Origin of the sequence: Flavivirga amylovorans, assembly GCF_030540875.1 — a bacterium.
Lineage (GTDB): Bacteria > Bacteroidota > Bacteroidia > Flavobacteriales > Flavobacteriaceae > Flavivirga > Flavivirga amylovorans.
Genome location: NZ_JAUOEM010000001.1, coordinates 1,049,915 through 1,065,492 on the forward strand (window position 1 = coordinate 1,049,915; position 15,578 = coordinate 1,065,492).

Consider the following 15,578-nt stretch of genomic DNA (forward strand, 5'->3'; position numbering starts at 1 on the left):
AGAAGTTTTTAAATTTTAAGCTGTCAAAGGAGCTCCTTTTAGTCGCTTTTCAACCTTTCTTTTTATTACGGTTAAGCGTTTCATAAGATCCATTATTTTTTCGTCTTTTTTTGCCTTATATATTTGATTTAAATCTAAAATTAAAGCTTTAGCTTCTCTCGAAATTTTTACTCTGTCACTAGTTGATAACGACCTCAAGCTTCTATTTTCAAATTCATGTGCTCTATCTAGTAAATCCATAATACCAATTTTTTAAATAGTTTTTTAATTTTTCTTTTTTTGGGTATACACCTGTACACATCTTTAGGTACTGTACAATATATAGTGATTAGCTATATCAAATATACAAAACGCATCATGTGCTTTTTCTATAAATTAAGCATAAATACTGATAGTATTATAAGGTTTCTTTATAATTTCGGTCTTTGATACCCAAAACGTGATCTGTTTTTAGGGATCGCATACCCATCTAATCCATTTATGGCTGCCACATCTGCTTTTGAAAGGTTTATAAAGCCATCTTCTTCAATGATTTTATTGTTAATATATAAATCAATTATTTTGCCAACTATTAATATCGTATTATTTGCTTTAATATGATATTCTTCAACAAATTCCATTGCTAATTGAACTGGAGTATTTTTAACAAATGGCGCATGAAAATTATTTTTATATTCTGATGATAAGCTTGTTACATCAAATTCTGAAATAGAAGCTTCATACTTAGCAGAGGTATGATGAGCTTCTTGAATAATATTTTCATGAATATGATTTATAGTATAAAACCCTGTGGTTTTTATGTTTTCGTAGGTATTTCTGATTACAGTGGTAGGTCGTAAAAAGAATCCTAGCATGGCAGGGCTTGAACCAATATGAGTTACAGAACTAAAGACAGCAACGTTTTCAAGGCCATCTTTTGAAGCCGTTCCCATTAAATTTGCCGACTTATACCCAGAACAGCTATTTATCAAGTTAATTTTATATAAATGATCTAGTTTTTCGATAGCTTCTTCATTAAAATGCTGCATTATAAGTTGGTGTAGTTATTTATTTTGATGTTATCAGCCTTTAAATCAAACATTAAATTATATAGACCAAAGAAGGTTCTATTTATATAGATAAAATGTTTCGAACCTCGATTACCATTCATTTTTTTTAAGTCGGTACTTTTTGAATAACGTTCACCCAATTCGGCAATTTTACCAAAGAATTCTGCGTCTGAAAAATCAAAAATATCAACATGAAAGGGTTTTGTAAATAAACTTAACATCTCATGAAACATGTTCGTGAAGAATTCAAGTTCTTCATTACTATCATCATCTCTTAATATCTCTAATTCATATAGTTTAGCAATAAAATGGTCTTTATTATTGATGTTCTCTGGTTTTGCTAATTCAAAATATGGAATATAAAAAGTGTCAGGAATGGATTTCATACACCCAAAATCTAGAGCTATAAGCTTACATTGTTCCGAGATTAAAAAATTTCCTGGATGCGGGTCTGCGTGTACGTTCCTTAACTTGTGAATCTGAAACATGTAAAAGTCCCAAAGTGCTTGCCCAATTTTGTTTGATTTTTCGGGATTAGTATTATATGAAGTGAATTCAGAAATATGTTCACCATGCATATAATCCATGGTAATAATACGTTCAGAAGATAAATCTTCATAATATTTGGGAAATAATAGATTAGGAATATGAGTGCATGATGAAGCAATCTCCTTGCTCTGTTTTATTTCCAAAATATAATTTGTTTCCTCAACTAATTTATTTTCAACTTCTTTAAAGTATTTATCAGAATCTCCGCCTTTTATATTGAACATATTCATAGCAATAGGTTTAACCATTGCTAAATCTGAAGCGATACTTTCTGCAACTCCTGGATATTGAATTTTCACAGCAAGTTTTTTCCCATCTTTTTCTGCAATGTGCACCTGGCCGATGCTAGCAGCATTTACAGAAGTTGCATTAAAAGTGTCGAATATATCGTTTGGTAATTTACCAAAGTATTTTTTGAATGTTTTTAGAACAAGAGGTGGAGATAATGGAGGAACTGAAAATTGTGCCAAAGAAAATTTTTCTACATAGGCCTGTGGTAAAATACTTTTCTCCATACTCAGCATTTGTGCAACTTTCAGAGCGCTCCCTTTCAATTGTTTTAATCCGTCATAAATATCAGATGCATTATTTTTATTTAAACGTTCTTTAGCTTCTGTTTCTGAGCTTACAATTTTATCCCCGTAGTATTTTAAATAATTTACGCCAACTTTAGCTCCAGTTGAAACCAGTTTTGTTGCTCGTTGAATTTTTGATGTAGGTATTTTATCTATAGTTTTCATAAGCTTAGTTCATGTGCATTTTTTCTTTAAACAAAAATTTCCCAAAATCAATAACACTTTTTAAAGGGGCTATATTTATAATATCAAAGCTTGTATTAACAGATTTTTCTATGAAAATATCTGTTTTTTCAAAAGATGGAGACGTATCATCTAACCAAAATTTAATGGTTAACAATAATTGCATCCATGCAGACTCCTGCAATGTTTTCTGTTGAATCTTTTCAAGTTTTTCTTGTTTAATATCTATCATTTCTATTTCTAAAAGAGAGATATAGTCCGTGAAATGCTTTTTCAACCCTGAAAGCATTTTTAATCCTTTCAAACCACCTTTGTATTTATGAAGTACATGAGTTACATAGCTTCTGTTTGCTGTAAGATTTTCGAAGAATGTGAAATAAAAGCTTAATAATTTATTTCTAGAATCGAAGCCTTTATAATCAGAACTTTTATCGAGAGCCGTTAGTGTGTTTTTATAAAAGGTAACAAAAATGCCTTTTTCAATAGCTTCGAATGATGTGAAGAATTCATAGAATTTCGATTCTTCTAAATGATTCGCTTTGCAAAAAGAATATATGGATTTAGGATTTTCATCATGTTCTAAAACATAATCCATATAAAAAGATATGATGTCGTTATTTGAGACTGTTTTTTTCTTTGCCATAATGATTAAGTTTATGGTAAAGATACAAAATGTTTAACAATATTTAAAATAAGTTAAACAAAACAATATAAAGATTCAATCAGAAGTTAAAATACCTTTAACAGCAATTATCATCTTTTACAATTTTGCAACTAGAAACTGCGGTTAAAGCTCCCAATATTGGTGCCGTAATATATAACCATAAATATTGAAAATTCCCAGTAAAAAGGGCAGGAGCTATAGAACGAATAGGGTTCATTGAGGCTTTGGTCATAGGACCAGCAAACATGGCTTCTAAAAGAATAACACCTCCTACAGCAATGGCGGCCATGGTTCCAATTTCTTTACTACCAGTGGAAACGTTTATAATAACAACCATTAGGAAGAAGGTTAATAAAAATTCTAAAATTGCAGCCTTAAACGGGGGGAAACCTGCTGCTGGAGTAGTTTCTCCCAAAAATTGACTTTCAGGAAATAAAAACCATAAAATAAAACTAGCAAATATAGCACCTAAAGCTTGCGCAAGTATATATTTAGGAACCTCTTTCCATGAAAACTTCTTTGCAAAAGCAAAACCAATAGTTACAGCTGGATTAAAATGTGCTCCAGAAACTTCACCAAAAGCATATATCATAGCCATAACGATAAGTCCCCAGGTAATTGCTACCCCAACATGCGATATACTACCATTTGTAATTTCATTTATAGTCATAGCGCCACAACCACAAAATATCATGGTAAATGTTCCTATTGTTTCTGCGTAATATTTTTTCATCAAATTTAATTTTTAGCCTTCACATAGAGTATAACTAGGATTCAACCCCTTGGTCAACGCCATAATTATTTTATATGGGGTAAATATACAACCTCTTATTTTAAGTTTTTGTTAACAATAATAGGATTTCGTATGCTTAATTTTATGAATATTATTAGAACTTATAATTAAACTTAATCAAAATGAAAAAACTATTATTAATGGCCTTAGTATTAACGTTTTCTTTTAATGTTAATGCACAGGTTAAAACACCGCAGCCTAGTCCGTTTTCTAAACAGGAACAAAAAGTAGGCTTAACAGACGTAACCATAGAGTATTCTAGACCGAATATGAGAGGACGTACCATTTTTGGAAACTTAGTGCCTTACGGAAAATTTTGGCGTACTGGTGCTAATAAAAATACAACTATTACTTTTAGTGATGATGTGACGGTTGATGGACAAACTCTTAAAGCGGGTTCTTATGCTATTTTTGTGAAACCTAATGCAGAATCATGGGATGTTGTATTTTATTCGGATGCTAATAACTGGGGAACGCCTCGCAAATGGGATGACACTAAAGTGGCAGCTAAAACAAATGCGAAAGTTTATAAGCTACCAATGAAGATTGAAACATTTACAATGTCTTTTGATGATTTAAGTAATAGTGGAGCTTCTTTAGGCTTAATGTGGGAAGATGTATATGTAGGAGTTAAATTTGAAGTCCCTACAGATGATGCGGTTGTTGCGAGTATAAAAAGCGCAATGAAAGGACCAAGTGCTGGAGACTATTTCTCTGCAGCTGTTTATTATTTACAAGAAGGTAAAGATATTAACGAGGCTAAAACATGGATTGATAAAGCTGTTGAAATGACTAAAGACAAGCCACGTTTTTGGTTTTTAAGACAACAGTCTTTAATTCATGCAAAAGCAGGAGATAAAAAAGGCGCTGTTGCTGCTGCTAAAAAATCTTTAGCTGGTGCTGAAAAAGCTGGAAATGCCGATTATGTAAAAATGAACAAAGATTCTCTTAAAGAATGGGGAGCTATGTAATTTAGTACCTAGACTCTATTAAAGGTCTAAAAAGTCTAATTTGACTTGTCATTCTGAGGAGCGCCAATAAGTGCGACGTGAGAATCTTTTAAATTAAAACTAAAATTAAGCAGATTGCCACAGTCGTGCCTCCTTCGCAATGACAGACAGAGAATTAGACTTTTTAGACCTTTTGTTATATTATTAATACTCCAATTTAATATTGACCCTCACATCGTCCAGAAGTTTTATGAGTTTCTTACTAAATTCAAAAGTCATAATATTACTTTCAGTTTTCCCTTCTCGCAAGAGCTTATTAAAGTGCATGATTTCATAGTTATATCCAATCGTTTTGTAATCAAAATCGATAGTTTCTTCTTTACCATCAGAAATTAATGTAACCGTTGTTGGCATAAAGAAGCCTTTATTTATTTTAATAGTTCCTTTTTCACAATAGAAAATAGCTTCAGTAGGGGTTTTTTCTAAAAGGGTACTTTTTAAATGTGCTGTTACATCATTATTGTAATTAAAAATCATATGACATGATGAGTCAGCTCCGTTTTCAAAGAAAGTAGCATCTGTTTTTATGTTCTTAGGAATGCCAAGAGAAGATAAAGCAGCAAAGATTGGGTAGATGCCAATATCTAATAAACTTCCGCCTCCTAGAGACTTTTTAAAAAGTCTGGTAGACTCATCAAATTCACGATAAAAGCCAAAATCTGCTTCGAGCTTCAAAATATTACCATAAGTTTTATTCTCTAATTCTTTTAATACATATTGATAATGCGGAAGAAAGTAAGTCCAAAGGGCCTCCATAAGAAGTACATTTTTCTCTTTGGCTGTAGAAATCATGGCGCTAACTTCTACGGCATTCATAGCAAACGGTTTTTCACATAATACAGCAATGTTATGTTCTAAACATAATAGTGTGTTTTCCTTATGTAATGCATGTGGTGTGGCTATATAAACGGCATCGATATTAGAATCTTTAACTAATGCTTCATAACTATCGTACGCTTTGGTTGCATGGTATTTAGAAGCAAAAGTATTTGCTTTTTCTTGAGACCTTGATGCTACTGCATATAATTTAGCGTCTTCAACAGTTAGTAAATCTTGTGCGAATTTATTAGCAATATTTCCTAGGCCTATGATGCCCCAGTTGATGGTTTTATTAGTCATTGTACCTGTATTATTCTATATTCGAATATAAAATTATAATTATAAAAATGGCTAGTATAAGTTTGCCAATTTTTGATGTTTTTCGTAAATCAATACACTGAACTCATTTAGATTTTTTTGGTATTGTTTGGAGAGAATAATTGAATTATGAAAGCAATTAATATCACTAAAATACATCCAAATAAATTTAGCCACAAGTATGGCATCCAATCAAACCACCAGCCAATAACAACTATTGTTTGGGTAATTAAAGCAGCTACGAAAACAGCATTTGCTTTTACAAATTTGAAGAAAAAAGCTAACAAAAATATGCCAAGCACATTGCCATAAAAAATAGATCCAATAATATTTACCAATTGAATTAAATTCTCAGCAAGATTAGCAAAACAAGCAATTATGATGGCTATAATTCCCCAAATAAGAGTGAAAAGCTTAGTTGCTTTAACCATGTGCTTTTCATCCTTTTTTTCTTTAATATTTCTACCATACAAGTCTATAGACGTTATTGTGGCTAAAGCATTAATTTCCGAAGCTGTTGAAGACATGGCAGCAGATAGAATAACAGCTAAAAGTAACCCAATTAATCCTTTTGGAAGGTATTTAAGAATGAATGAGATAAACATATAATCTCTATCGTTTGTTTGGGTGTCTTTTGCTGCTTCTTTATAGAAATCTTTTAATGCTTCTTTCTTTGCTATATAAGTATCACCTTCTTTATCCTTAATAGCTAGCAATTCATTATTTAAGTTATCATATTTATTCGAATAGACTGTATCTACAGCTCTTTTTATTAAGTACTTTGATTCTAATCGATATGTTTTTTCAATACTATCTAAATGCGATAAATTAGCTTTTATAGACTCTTCGTTGTTTTTTGAAAATAATATGCTTAACTCTTTCTTTTTATTGAAAAGTTGATTTTGTTTTTGTTGGAGCTCTTTGTATTGCTGAGAATACTCAGAAGCTAGAACTGTTTTTGTTGACGCATCGATAAAATTTAATGGCGCAGCGTTAAATTGATAAAATACGAAAACCATAACTCCCACTAATAAAATGAAGAATTGCATAGGAACTTTTAATAGGCCATTGAATATAAGCCCCATTTGCATTTCTTTCATGGATTTACCAGATAAATAGCGTTGTACTTGACTTTGATCGGTTCCAAAATAGGAAAGCATTAAAAATGTACCGCCAATTAATCCAGACCAAACGGTATATCTATTTTCTAAATCAAATGAAAAATCGAGAACCTCCATCCTACCACTGGCTCCTGCAATATCTATTGCTTCTGTAAATGAAACATCATCAGGGATTAAATTTAAAATTATAAATAGAGCGGCTAGCATACCTGCAAAAATGACAAACATCTGCTGTTTTTGTGTGACTGTAACAGCTTTTGTACCCCCAGTTACTGTATAAATTATAACTAAAATACCAATCGCGATATTTAAGTAAGTAATATTCCAGCCCAAAACAACAGATAGTATAATTGCTGGAGCAAAAATGGTTATTCCTGCTGCTAGACCACGTTGAATTAAAAATAGAATAGCTGCTAAACTTCTAGTTTTTAGATCAAATCTATTTTCCAAGAATTCATAAGCTGTGTATACTTTTAAACGGTGATAAAGCGGAATAAAAACAACACAGATTATCACCATTGCTAAAGGCAGTCCAAAATAAAACTGAACAAAGCCCATACCGTCTGAAAACGCTTGACCTGTAGTAGATAAAAAGGTTATAGCACTTGCTTGAGTTGCCATTACAGAAAGTCCGATAGTCCACCATTTTGATGTATTGCCACCACGCACATAATCTTGTACACTAGTACTACCTTTAGTTTTCCATGTGCCATATCCAACGATAGCCAATAATGTAGAAATTAAAACGACCCAATCAATCCAATCTAAAGTTTGCATCATTAAAAAGATTTGGTAATTATGTAAAAGATGATAAAATACAGTAAGTTAGCTATTAAAACTATAGAGTATAGCTTAAGCCAAGGCTGTTTAGGTGGTTTTTCATCTACCATGATTAGTCGTTTAATTTTGTTTCTAATTTTAAATCTTCTTTACCTATAGAAAGCATATTGGCAAATAAGCGATAAGCACCAGAAACGCCTTCTGGGAATTCTCTAAAAAAGCTTAACCCTGTATAGATGTAATACCCTTTTCCATGTTTGGCAACTAATAGACTGCCATCTTTCGGGGTCTCGTTTTTATCATTCATGGATAAAATAGGTGTGAATTCCTTAGACCATTTATTAGGAAAATACAAACCACGTTCTTGCGTCCAACCTTTAAAATCTTGTTGCGTGATTTTATTTGGGTAATTTAATAGCTCATGTTGTGGATTTAGAAATCGTACTTCTGCATGTTCATCAGTAACACGATCTCTTGATAATTTTAAATCGTAAGGAGCAAGTTTGTCAGTCTTTAATCTATAACTCGTGTTATATTGTACAATCATATTGCCTCCATCAGCCACAAAATCAAACAATACTTGCTGTTTAAACTGTAAGGCTTCTACAGTGTTATATGCTCTTATACCAACGACAACGGCATCAAAACGATTTAGTGTTTCTGGAGTCATGTCTTCTGGGTTAATAGTAAGCACATTATAACCAATTTGTTTTAAACTTTCAGGAACAACATCACCAGCCCCAGCTATATAAGCAATGTTTTCACCTCTTTTCTTAATGTTTAAGCGTACAATTTTGCTTTCGCTAGGAAGTAAAACAGTTTGAAACGGAATATGTTCATAATCTATTTCAATAAGTTCTTTTGTATAATTTTTATCATTAATATGAACTATAGGGCTTATATAACCTTCACTTTGATTTTTTGGTGGAATTATAGTAAATACAAGGGTTTGTTCTTCTCCCTTATGAGCAATGTTTACTTTTTGCTTTTCTGGATATACGCTCCAATCCTTTGGGTGACATAATTCTATATGACCTTCTAAATTATCGCGTCCAGATTTTACAATTACGGTAACATCCCGTTGAAGATCATTTTCAAAAACGATAACCTTTTCGGATATTTTAGCCGAGGCTTCTGGGATGATTTCAAACGGACGGTATAATTCGCCTTTATCTGGTTTTGAAAATCGCTGAATAATATGCTTGGTAAATGTTATTGGTACATTGTTAATTAGCAAATTAAAATCAATATTAAATGTTCTGGGAGTTTCTGGTAGGCCAATATATTTTTCATCAGCTCTATACATTCCTAAAGATCCTTTTTCATTAAGCCAATATGGCGTTGTAGGTCTTACATCATTATTAATCTTTATGGCTTCTTTAAAAGAGAACTTTACGTTGTTTTTTAAAACGATATTTTTTGAAACATTTAAATCTCTAGCATTATTATAACTTACTAAGGTAATATCTGTTTTACTTCTATTTAAGACTTCTATACTTAAATTTATAGATTCGCCTTGTGTTGCCCAGTTTGTTTTTGCAGAAGCTTCTAAATATAAACCAGCACACATTTCAATAATGGCTTTTAACTCTTTTGTTTTTTGAGCTTTCCAATGTTCGTCTTCAATATTTTGAAGTAATTTATAAGCTTCAATTAGTTGCGAAATGTGCTCGGAAGGGTTTTTAAAATTGAAGTTCTTTTCAATAGTGTATAAGATGTTACCAATAGCCTTGCCTCCTTTAACACGATTCCAAGATGTATCAATACCAGCAAAAACATTTTCGTTATTTGTTAATGCTTCTCCTTTTAAAAACTCTACATATTCTTGTTGTGTTCCTCGTTGGGCCAATCGTCCAAATCCTTGACATAAATGCTGACTACTTGCTATAGAGGCTAATTCATTATTAGAAAGTCCTTTAAGAGGATAATATGTTCCAATATCAAAACTAATCATGTTGCTTTTGTCGGCTTTCTCAAATTTTTCTTGGCTACCATAAAACCACCAGCTGGTATTAAAAAATAACCGCTGTGGTTTCCAAAGACTGGTTTCTTTTAATTGAGCAGGATATGCAGAGTTATCGTTGGCGAGATCAAAAGCCTCAAAACTCAACATAGCAGAACTTGTATGGTGTCCATGGGTGCTTCCTGGTGTTCTATGATCAAATCGATTAATAATAATATCTGGTCTAAATTTTCTGATAGCTAAAACGACATCGCTTAAAACCGTTTCTTTATCCCAAATATTAAGAGTCTCATCTGGGTGTTTTGAATAGCCAAAGTCGTTAGCTCTAGTAAAAAGTTGCTCACCACCATCAATACGTCTAGCGGCTAATAATTCTTGAGTTCGCATGACACCTAATAACTCTCTAATTTCTGTTCCGATAAGGTTTTGTCCGCCATCACCACGTGTAAGCGATAAATAAGCCGTTCTTGCTTTTACATGATTAGACATGTATGATATTAAACGCGTATTCTCATCATCGGGATGTGCAGCGATATATAAAACAGAACCCAAAAAATTGAGCTTTTGAATAGATTCATATATTTCTGAGGATGAAGGTGTTTTAGGTTTTTGGGCTGTAGAAATTGAAAAAGTGAATACTGTTATAAGTAGATATAGTATAGATTTTTGCATCATTGAGTTGTTAGCTAAAATCCAAATATAGCAAAGTTACGAGCTCTTCGAGTTTCTTTTAATGTTTCTTTAACGTTACTATGTTGTTGTTGGTAGAGAGTTGGTTGTTATACAATCGTATATGAGTTTAAAGTCAGGGACTTAAGAGTTACTCGCTAAATTAAAGCCACTTTTTACGTTTAAAATATATAAGCATACCAATAAAGAGGACAATCATAACACCCCATAAAATAAAGTAAGAGTATTTGTAATGTAGTTCGGGAATATTGTCGAAATTCATTCCATATATTCCTGCAATAAAAGTAAGTGGGATAAAAATAGAAGCCATGATGGTTAATACTTTCATCACTTCATTCATTTTATTGCTAATGGTTGTCATATACATATCCATTAAACTCTAGGTCATTTCTCGGTAAATATCTATATTTTCAGATACTTGAATTAAATGATCATAGATATCTCTAAAATAGGTAATGGTCTTTCGTTGAATGAGTTCACTTTCATTCTTTTCTATTCTATTAAGGATTTCACGAAGCGGAAAAATAGCACGGCGAACTCTTAAAATTTCACGTTTTAAATCTTGAATATTCTTATTAACATCTTCATTGGTGTTACCTGAAAATATTTCAGTCTCAAAATCTTCAATTTTGTCTCCTAAAACTTCGATGATATTAAAATAATAATCTACTACGGCGTCAATTAAAACATATAGTAAATAATCGGATTCCATGTTACGTATGCGTCCCTTGGCATGTCTAATTCGATTCCTTACAGCATCAAAGACATCTCCTTCTGACTCTTGGAAAGATAATACATAATTTTTGCCTAAAACAAAGCTGACTTGTTCTAAAACGATGTCTTCGTTTTTATCATAATACAACATTTTTAGAACGACAAATAAATAATCTGTGTACTCATCAATTTTTGGACGTTGAGAAATATTTACAATATCTTCAAGTACCAAAGGGTGTAATTTATAATGTATCCCTAGTTTTTCAATCTCTTTTACATGTCTTAAACCGTTTAGATTGACCCAAGTGGTGGAGTTTGTAGATTTAAATTTAAAACTGTCCTCTACATCAGATAAGTGATTTTCGGTATATTGCTCATTGTTATAATCAAATGCTTCAATAAAAAGCTCTTGAGATTCTTTTTTGCCAGTGTATATAATACTACCAGGAGCTTGTCCAGCTTTTTTTTTATAATTATTAGTTCTGGTTTTTGCCATTTGGAATAAAATCTATTAAATATTTAAACAGCTTCTGCACCTTCATCTATGGCATCTTTTTCAACAAGTGTGACTGCTTTTTGAAGCATTAAGTTATTGGGATAGGTTACTAAATCTCCATTATCTAATCTTAGGTGCAATTGGAACGCTCTAATATCTTCAATAATAGCTTTAATAGGAAAATCTTTATCATGAATTTCTATTTTATCACCTACTTTATAGGGGAAATTAAAAAACATGATAATGCCAGATGTTACGTTACTTAAGATTGACCAAATAGCGAATAAAGCAATGCCTAATATGGCAAAAACAGAAGAAAAAATAACTGCGAGGTCTTCAAATTCTGCACCAAAGATAAAAGCTTCAATAAGCATAGCAATTAAAAAAAGGGTCACGGTTACATATCTACGCATAAGGCGTATTCTGGCTTCGTTTATACCGTTTCTTCTGGCTACTTTTGATATAGTGAAATTTGTAACAAAGCGTATTACAAGTATAGAAAGAAAAACAATTCCTGTGATTATAAATTCTTCTTGGTTAGTTTCAAAAAAACTCATTTTATGAGAAATAAAGTTAAAAATCTAATGTAAAGATACGCTAGTAAAAATACATTTTTAATTTAATTGAAGTGTATCTCTTAAAATTTCATCCTTATTATGATTCTTTTCCCAGTAAGCTGATTTTATAGTTTTTAATTTTGTGGCTTTGGTCGTTAATTCTTTAGCATTCGAACCAAAACCACTTTTAAAGGTTTCTTCCCAACCTAAAATATCATAAGGAAAATTAGGGCTAAAATGAATAGCCAATGTTCTGTTTAAATCAGGATAATTTAAAGAGTAAGTACCATTAGCCAAAACTGCTGTGGCTTTGTATGCCTTTAAAGGAACATGCCTTAAACGACTATATTCAAAAGAAGGAATAATTTCTATATTTCCAATAGGAAGCGATTTAGGGGCAATACGTAATTGTGTCCACAATTCATTTTCTAAAATAGCTTTATCTAAGTTAAAACTTTTATCAGCTTCGCCTTCAAAGTAAGAATGGGACATGATCTCAAATAGCTCTTTATTGTTAAGTTGAGAATATACATGTCCACACCATTCTTGCATGGAGCTAGATGTTTTTATAGCATGTTTATTGTTAGAAACAGGGTAGAAGGTGCTTTGCATAATGGAATACGGATAAATACCCGTATTAAATTTTTTGGTAGCATTTAATTTTAAAACAGGCACATTACTTGCATTTTGCCCATCTGCTTTTACCTGAGTTTTTGGTAAGAAATCTTCTGTTACGTATATTAAAACAGCCTGCCCATTCCTTATTTCTCCATAGCGTGCTTGCTCTAATTTGTATGATGATATTTCTGCTTCACCTGCATACCAATAGCTTTTAAATTCCTTAGATAATTCTTTTGTTTCAAAAGGTTGATCTAAAACAGAGTGAGTTTCCAGGTTATAGGCTAGTTTTTTAGATTCAGATTCTTTTTTACAAGAGGTAAATAAACTTAGAATAGCAATAATGATGTAAAAAGCAATCTCAACTTTGATGATTTTTTTGAATGATTGTACCATGACGAAGATATTTAGCATGATAAAGTTACAAACTAATCATGCGTAAACCATAGCATTTAACGTTTTGTAAACAAGATAAAAGCGTGAGTTTAACGACTACTTTTTATTAATAACATTTTATTGACGTACCAGAAAACATAAATATTTGTTTGTACTACAATATGAATTATCTTTCACAAAATTAATCAGCATTTGAGTTATGAAAACCTACTTTATATAATTAATTCGAACCAAATACGTTAAAAATTCCGTATAATAAACAAAAGGCCCCAAATGAAAAACCTACTTTATTACCTGCTCATTTTTACGAGCTGTATGGCTATGTCATGTAGCAAAGACGATTCTGATGAGCCCACTAAGGATATCATCAAAGATACACCGCCAAATGTAATCACCACGCCTTGTGGGTTTGATTTATCAAATGTAGCAGCTAATTCCACAATAAAAATTGATTGTCTTTTAGATTTAAAAGATAAAACGGTCACTTTACCCGAAAATATTATCATTGAATTTGCAGGAGGTGATATTATAAACGGAGCGTTAAACTTCTCAAGTGGTGGTAAAATTGATGGCAATCTCCTTAGTTCTAAACTAAAACTAGAAGGGGATGTTAAATTAATTGACCCTACATTTAAATTTTATGCCGTAAGATGGGGTATTGTGGAAGGTGAAACGACTTCTGATATTGCATTAAAGAATAATGACATCCTTGAAGGTATCATGTTTTTTACACAAAAATTGGGAGCCACAACGTTTAATATAGATAAACTTGATGCTTATTTTGAGGTTACTAAAGTTACCAGTACAACTACGAATGCAAACTGGTATCCATCACAGGAAGCTATAAATATTCCTTCAGATTTTAATTTAGTCATGACAGATAACACGCATTTACGTGTATTCCCTGCTCAGCTTGGAGTAAGTAGAGAAGGAGCAACGTTACTAGCTATTAGACATGAATCTAACGTCACTGTAAAAGGAGGTATTTTACACGGAGATAGAGAATTACGTCAATATTCTGAAGATGATGGTCAGGAAGGTAGTCATCTTTTTCATATTCATTCAGGAAAGAACGTAACCTTAGATGGTATTCAATTTATAGAAGGCTCTGTAGGATCCATAACTATTTATTCAACGGGATTCTCATTTAATCCTAACTATGAGCCTACAACAGGTGTCGTTATCAAAAACTGTGAGTTCGTAAGATCCAGGAGAATGGCGATATCGCTTACAGATGGTCGTGATGTTCTTATTGAAGGAAATACGTTTATTGATACAGGTTTGCCTACGCCTAATTCTAAAGGAGGAGAAGTGGGCTACGCCATTAACATTGAACCCACCCGATTTAGAGACGAAAATGGAGAGCTTAAGGAATGGCAACGTGTTTTTGATGTACTTATTAAAGGAAATACAGAAACAGGAAGTAGAGGTGGTTTTGTAACATTAACCATAGGACAGGGATTAACTGTAGAAAACAATGATATAGGAACTAGAGTTGTTTATTCATTTGTTTCGGGAAGTAAGGTTATTAATAACAGGTTTAAAGCAACAGGAAAGGCTACAGAAAGCTGGGCTATTTTTGCGGCTGGTGATGGTGAAACAGTATTCGATAATGAGATTGGTGGAAATACTATAGAAGGCTATAGTCTTGGAATTGTAGTTGGATCCAATGACGCTTTTGTACATGATAATGAGATAAAAGATTGTGGTGCTGGTATACAGATAAGTAAAGCCTTTGAAGCTCGAATTCACAACAATACCATTAATGTATCTGGAAATGGGATACAAGCAACTAATACGCATAGTGATGCTATAGAAATTAAAGGAAATGAGGTAACAACATCTGGTAATTTTAATATCTATTTAGCTAATTTGAATATTGAAGAAGCACATAAAGATTATAAGATTGTACTTGATGGTAATAAACTTTTGAGTACTAAGAATGTAACTATTTCCAACGCTCGTGGGATAACCTTTAAAAATAATGAAGTGAATGGGGGTATAGGTGTTGGTGATGTGTTTGATGTTGAAGTATCCGCCAATACTATTAAACCTAACGAAAGCGATGGTATTCGTACGTTTGGCACAAATGCCTCTTTTTCTGTTTTAAACAATATTATAACAGAGCCCACTGGAGCAGCAAGATATGAATGTATTAATAATGATGCAGATAACCCAGATTCGACAGTTATGACTGGAAATACTTGCAATTAGTTAATGTGAGTCTACATAATTTGGTGATATTATGTAGACTTTATTTAAGTATGGGGCAAAATTACTTAT

12 protein-coding genes and 1 pseudogene are annotated in these 15,578 nt (G+C 32.2%); 2 read left to right on the forward strand and 11 right to left on the reverse strand.

The window, feature by feature from the left end:
* Positions 1 to 15: 15 nt before the first annotated feature.
* The 5 genes from Q4Q39_RS04155 to Q4Q39_RS04175 form a co-directional block, all read right to left on the reverse strand.
* Positions 16 to 240 (reverse strand): hypothetical protein, encoded by a 225-nt coding sequence (locus Q4Q39_RS04155; RefSeq protein ID WP_303281105.1) that lies wholly within the window; start codon positions 238 to 240, stop codon positions 16 to 18.
* Between the two features lie 170 nt (positions 241 to 410).
* Positions 411 to 1,028: a flavin reductase family protein gene (locus Q4Q39_RS04160; protein ID WP_303281106.1), complete on the reverse strand. Its 618-nt coding sequence runs from the start codon at positions 1,026 to 1,028 to the stop codon at positions 411 to 413.
* A complete protein-coding gene (locus tag Q4Q39_RS04165; RefSeq protein WP_303281107.1) occupies positions 1,028 to 2,338 on the reverse strand; it encodes an ABC1 kinase family protein in 1,311 nt (436 codons plus the stop codon). Before Q4Q39_RS04165 ends, Q4Q39_RS04160 begins: the two co-directional genes overlap by 1 nt.
* A 4-nt stretch (positions 2,339 to 2,342) precedes the next feature.
* A complete protein-coding gene (locus Q4Q39_RS04170; RefSeq protein WP_303281108.1) occupies positions 2,343 to 2,999 on the reverse strand; it encodes a TetR family transcriptional regulator C-terminal domain-containing protein in 657 nt (218 codons plus the stop codon).
* A 97-nt stretch (positions 3,000 to 3,096) separates the two neighbouring features.
* Positions 3,097 to 3,753 (reverse strand): MIP/aquaporin family protein, encoded by a 657-nt coding sequence (locus tag Q4Q39_RS04175; RefSeq protein WP_303281109.1) that lies wholly within the window; start codon positions 3,751 to 3,753, stop codon positions 3,097 to 3,099.
* Between the two features lie 182 nt (positions 3,754 to 3,935).
* Here Q4Q39_RS04175 and Q4Q39_RS04180 point away from each other — a divergent pair, with 182 nt between their 5' ends.
* Positions 3,936 to 4,784 carry a DUF2911 domain-containing protein gene (locus Q4Q39_RS04180; protein WP_303281110.1) on the forward strand — a complete coding sequence of 283 codons (849 nt, stop codon included), beginning with the start codon at positions 3,936 to 3,938 and terminating at the stop codon, positions 4,782 to 4,784.
* A gap of 183 nt (positions 4,785 to 4,967) precedes the next feature.
* Here Q4Q39_RS04180 and Q4Q39_RS04185 read toward each other — a convergent pair whose 3' ends face one another.
* From Q4Q39_RS04185 to Q4Q39_RS04210, 6 genes and pseudogenes are all read right to left on the reverse strand, one after another.
* Complete coding sequence (locus Q4Q39_RS04185; protein WP_303281111.1) at positions 4,968 to 5,942, reverse strand: Gfo/Idh/MocA family protein; 975 nt, start codon at positions 5,940 to 5,942, stop codon at positions 4,968 to 4,970.
* A gap of 107 nt (positions 5,943 to 6,049) precedes the next feature.
* Entirely contained in the window at positions 6,050 to 7,858 is a 1,809-nt protein-coding gene (locus tag Q4Q39_RS04190; RefSeq protein ID WP_303281305.1) for a sodium:solute symporter family transporter, read from the reverse strand.
* A 115-nt stretch (positions 7,859 to 7,973) separates the two neighbouring features.
* On the reverse strand, positions 7,974 to 10,496 hold the full coding sequence (locus Q4Q39_RS04195; RefSeq protein ID WP_303281306.1) for a PIG-L family deacetylase: 2,523 nt from the start codon (positions 10,494 to 10,496) through the stop codon (positions 7,974 to 7,976).
* Positions 10,497 to 10,656: 160 nt separating this feature from the next.
* Positions 10,657 to 11,724: pseudogene (gene corA / locus Q4Q39_RS04200) on the reverse strand (magnesium/cobalt transporter CorA).
* A 23-nt stretch (positions 11,725 to 11,747) separates the two neighbouring features.
* Positions 11,748 to 12,281 (reverse strand): mechanosensitive ion channel domain-containing protein, encoded by a 534-nt coding sequence (locus tag Q4Q39_RS04205; RefSeq protein ID WP_303281112.1) that lies wholly within the window; start codon positions 12,279 to 12,281, stop codon positions 11,748 to 11,750.
* Between the two features lie 57 nt (positions 12,282 to 12,338).
* Entirely contained in the window at positions 12,339 to 13,295 is a 957-nt protein-coding gene (locus tag Q4Q39_RS04210; RefSeq protein ID WP_303281113.1) for a septum formation inhibitor Maf, read from the reverse strand.
* Positions 13,296 to 13,568: 273 nt separating this feature from the next.
* Here Q4Q39_RS04210 and Q4Q39_RS04215 point away from each other — a divergent pair, with 273 nt between their 5' ends.
* Complete coding sequence (locus tag Q4Q39_RS04215) at positions 13,569 to 15,509, forward strand: right-handed parallel beta-helix repeat-containing protein (protein ID WP_303281114.1); 1,941 nt, start codon at positions 13,569 to 13,571, stop codon at positions 15,507 to 15,509.
* Positions 15,510 to 15,578: the final 69 nt, after the last annotated feature.

What these genes read in the sequence shown, in the direction of transcription:
- Q4Q39_RS04160 (WP_303281106.1), bottom strand. Translation starts at nt 1,028, where the DNA reads ATGCAGCATTTTAATGAAGAAGCTATCGAAAAACTAGATCATTTATAT.
- Q4Q39_RS04175 (WP_303281109.1), bottom strand. Translation starts at nt 3,753, where the DNA reads ATGAAAAAATATTACGCAGAAACAATAGGAACATTTACCATGATATTT.
- Q4Q39_RS04190 (WP_303281305.1), bottom strand. Translation starts at nt 7,858, where the DNA reads ATGCAAACTTTAGATTGGATTGATTGGGTCGTTTTAATTTCTACATTA.
- Q4Q39_RS04165 (WP_303281107.1), bottom strand. Translation starts at nt 2,338, where the DNA reads ATGAAAACTATAGATAAAATACCTACATCAAAAATTCAACGAGCAACA.
- Q4Q39_RS04205 (WP_303281112.1), bottom strand. Translation starts at nt 12,281, where the DNA reads ATGAGTTTTTTTGAAACTAACCAAGAAGAATTTATAATCACAGGAATT.
- Q4Q39_RS04170 (WP_303281108.1), bottom strand. Translation starts at nt 2,999, where the DNA reads ATGGCAAAGAAAAAAACAGTCTCAAATAACGACATCATATCTTTTTAT.
- Q4Q39_RS04180 (WP_303281110.1), top strand. Translation starts at nt 3,936, where the DNA reads ATGAAAAAACTATTATTAATGGCCTTAGTATTAACGTTTTCTTTTAAT.
- Q4Q39_RS04195 (WP_303281306.1), bottom strand. Translation starts at nt 10,496, where the DNA reads ATGCAAAAATCTATACTATATCTACTTATAACAGTATTCACTTTTTCA.
- Q4Q39_RS04210 (WP_303281113.1), bottom strand. Translation starts at nt 13,295, where the DNA reads ATGGTACAATCATTCAAAAAAATCATCAAAGTTGAGATTGCTTTTTAC.
- Q4Q39_RS04185 (WP_303281111.1), bottom strand. Translation starts at nt 5,942, where the DNA reads ATGACTAATAAAACCATCAACTGGGGCATCATAGGCCTAGGAAATATT.
- Q4Q39_RS04155 (WP_303281105.1), bottom strand. Translation starts at nt 240, where the DNA reads ATGGATTTACTAGATAGAGCACATGAATTTGAAAATAGAAGCTTGAGG.
- Q4Q39_RS04215 (WP_303281114.1), top strand. Translation starts at nt 13,569, where the DNA reads ATGAAAAACCTACTTTATTACCTGCTCATTTTTACGAGCTGTATGGCT.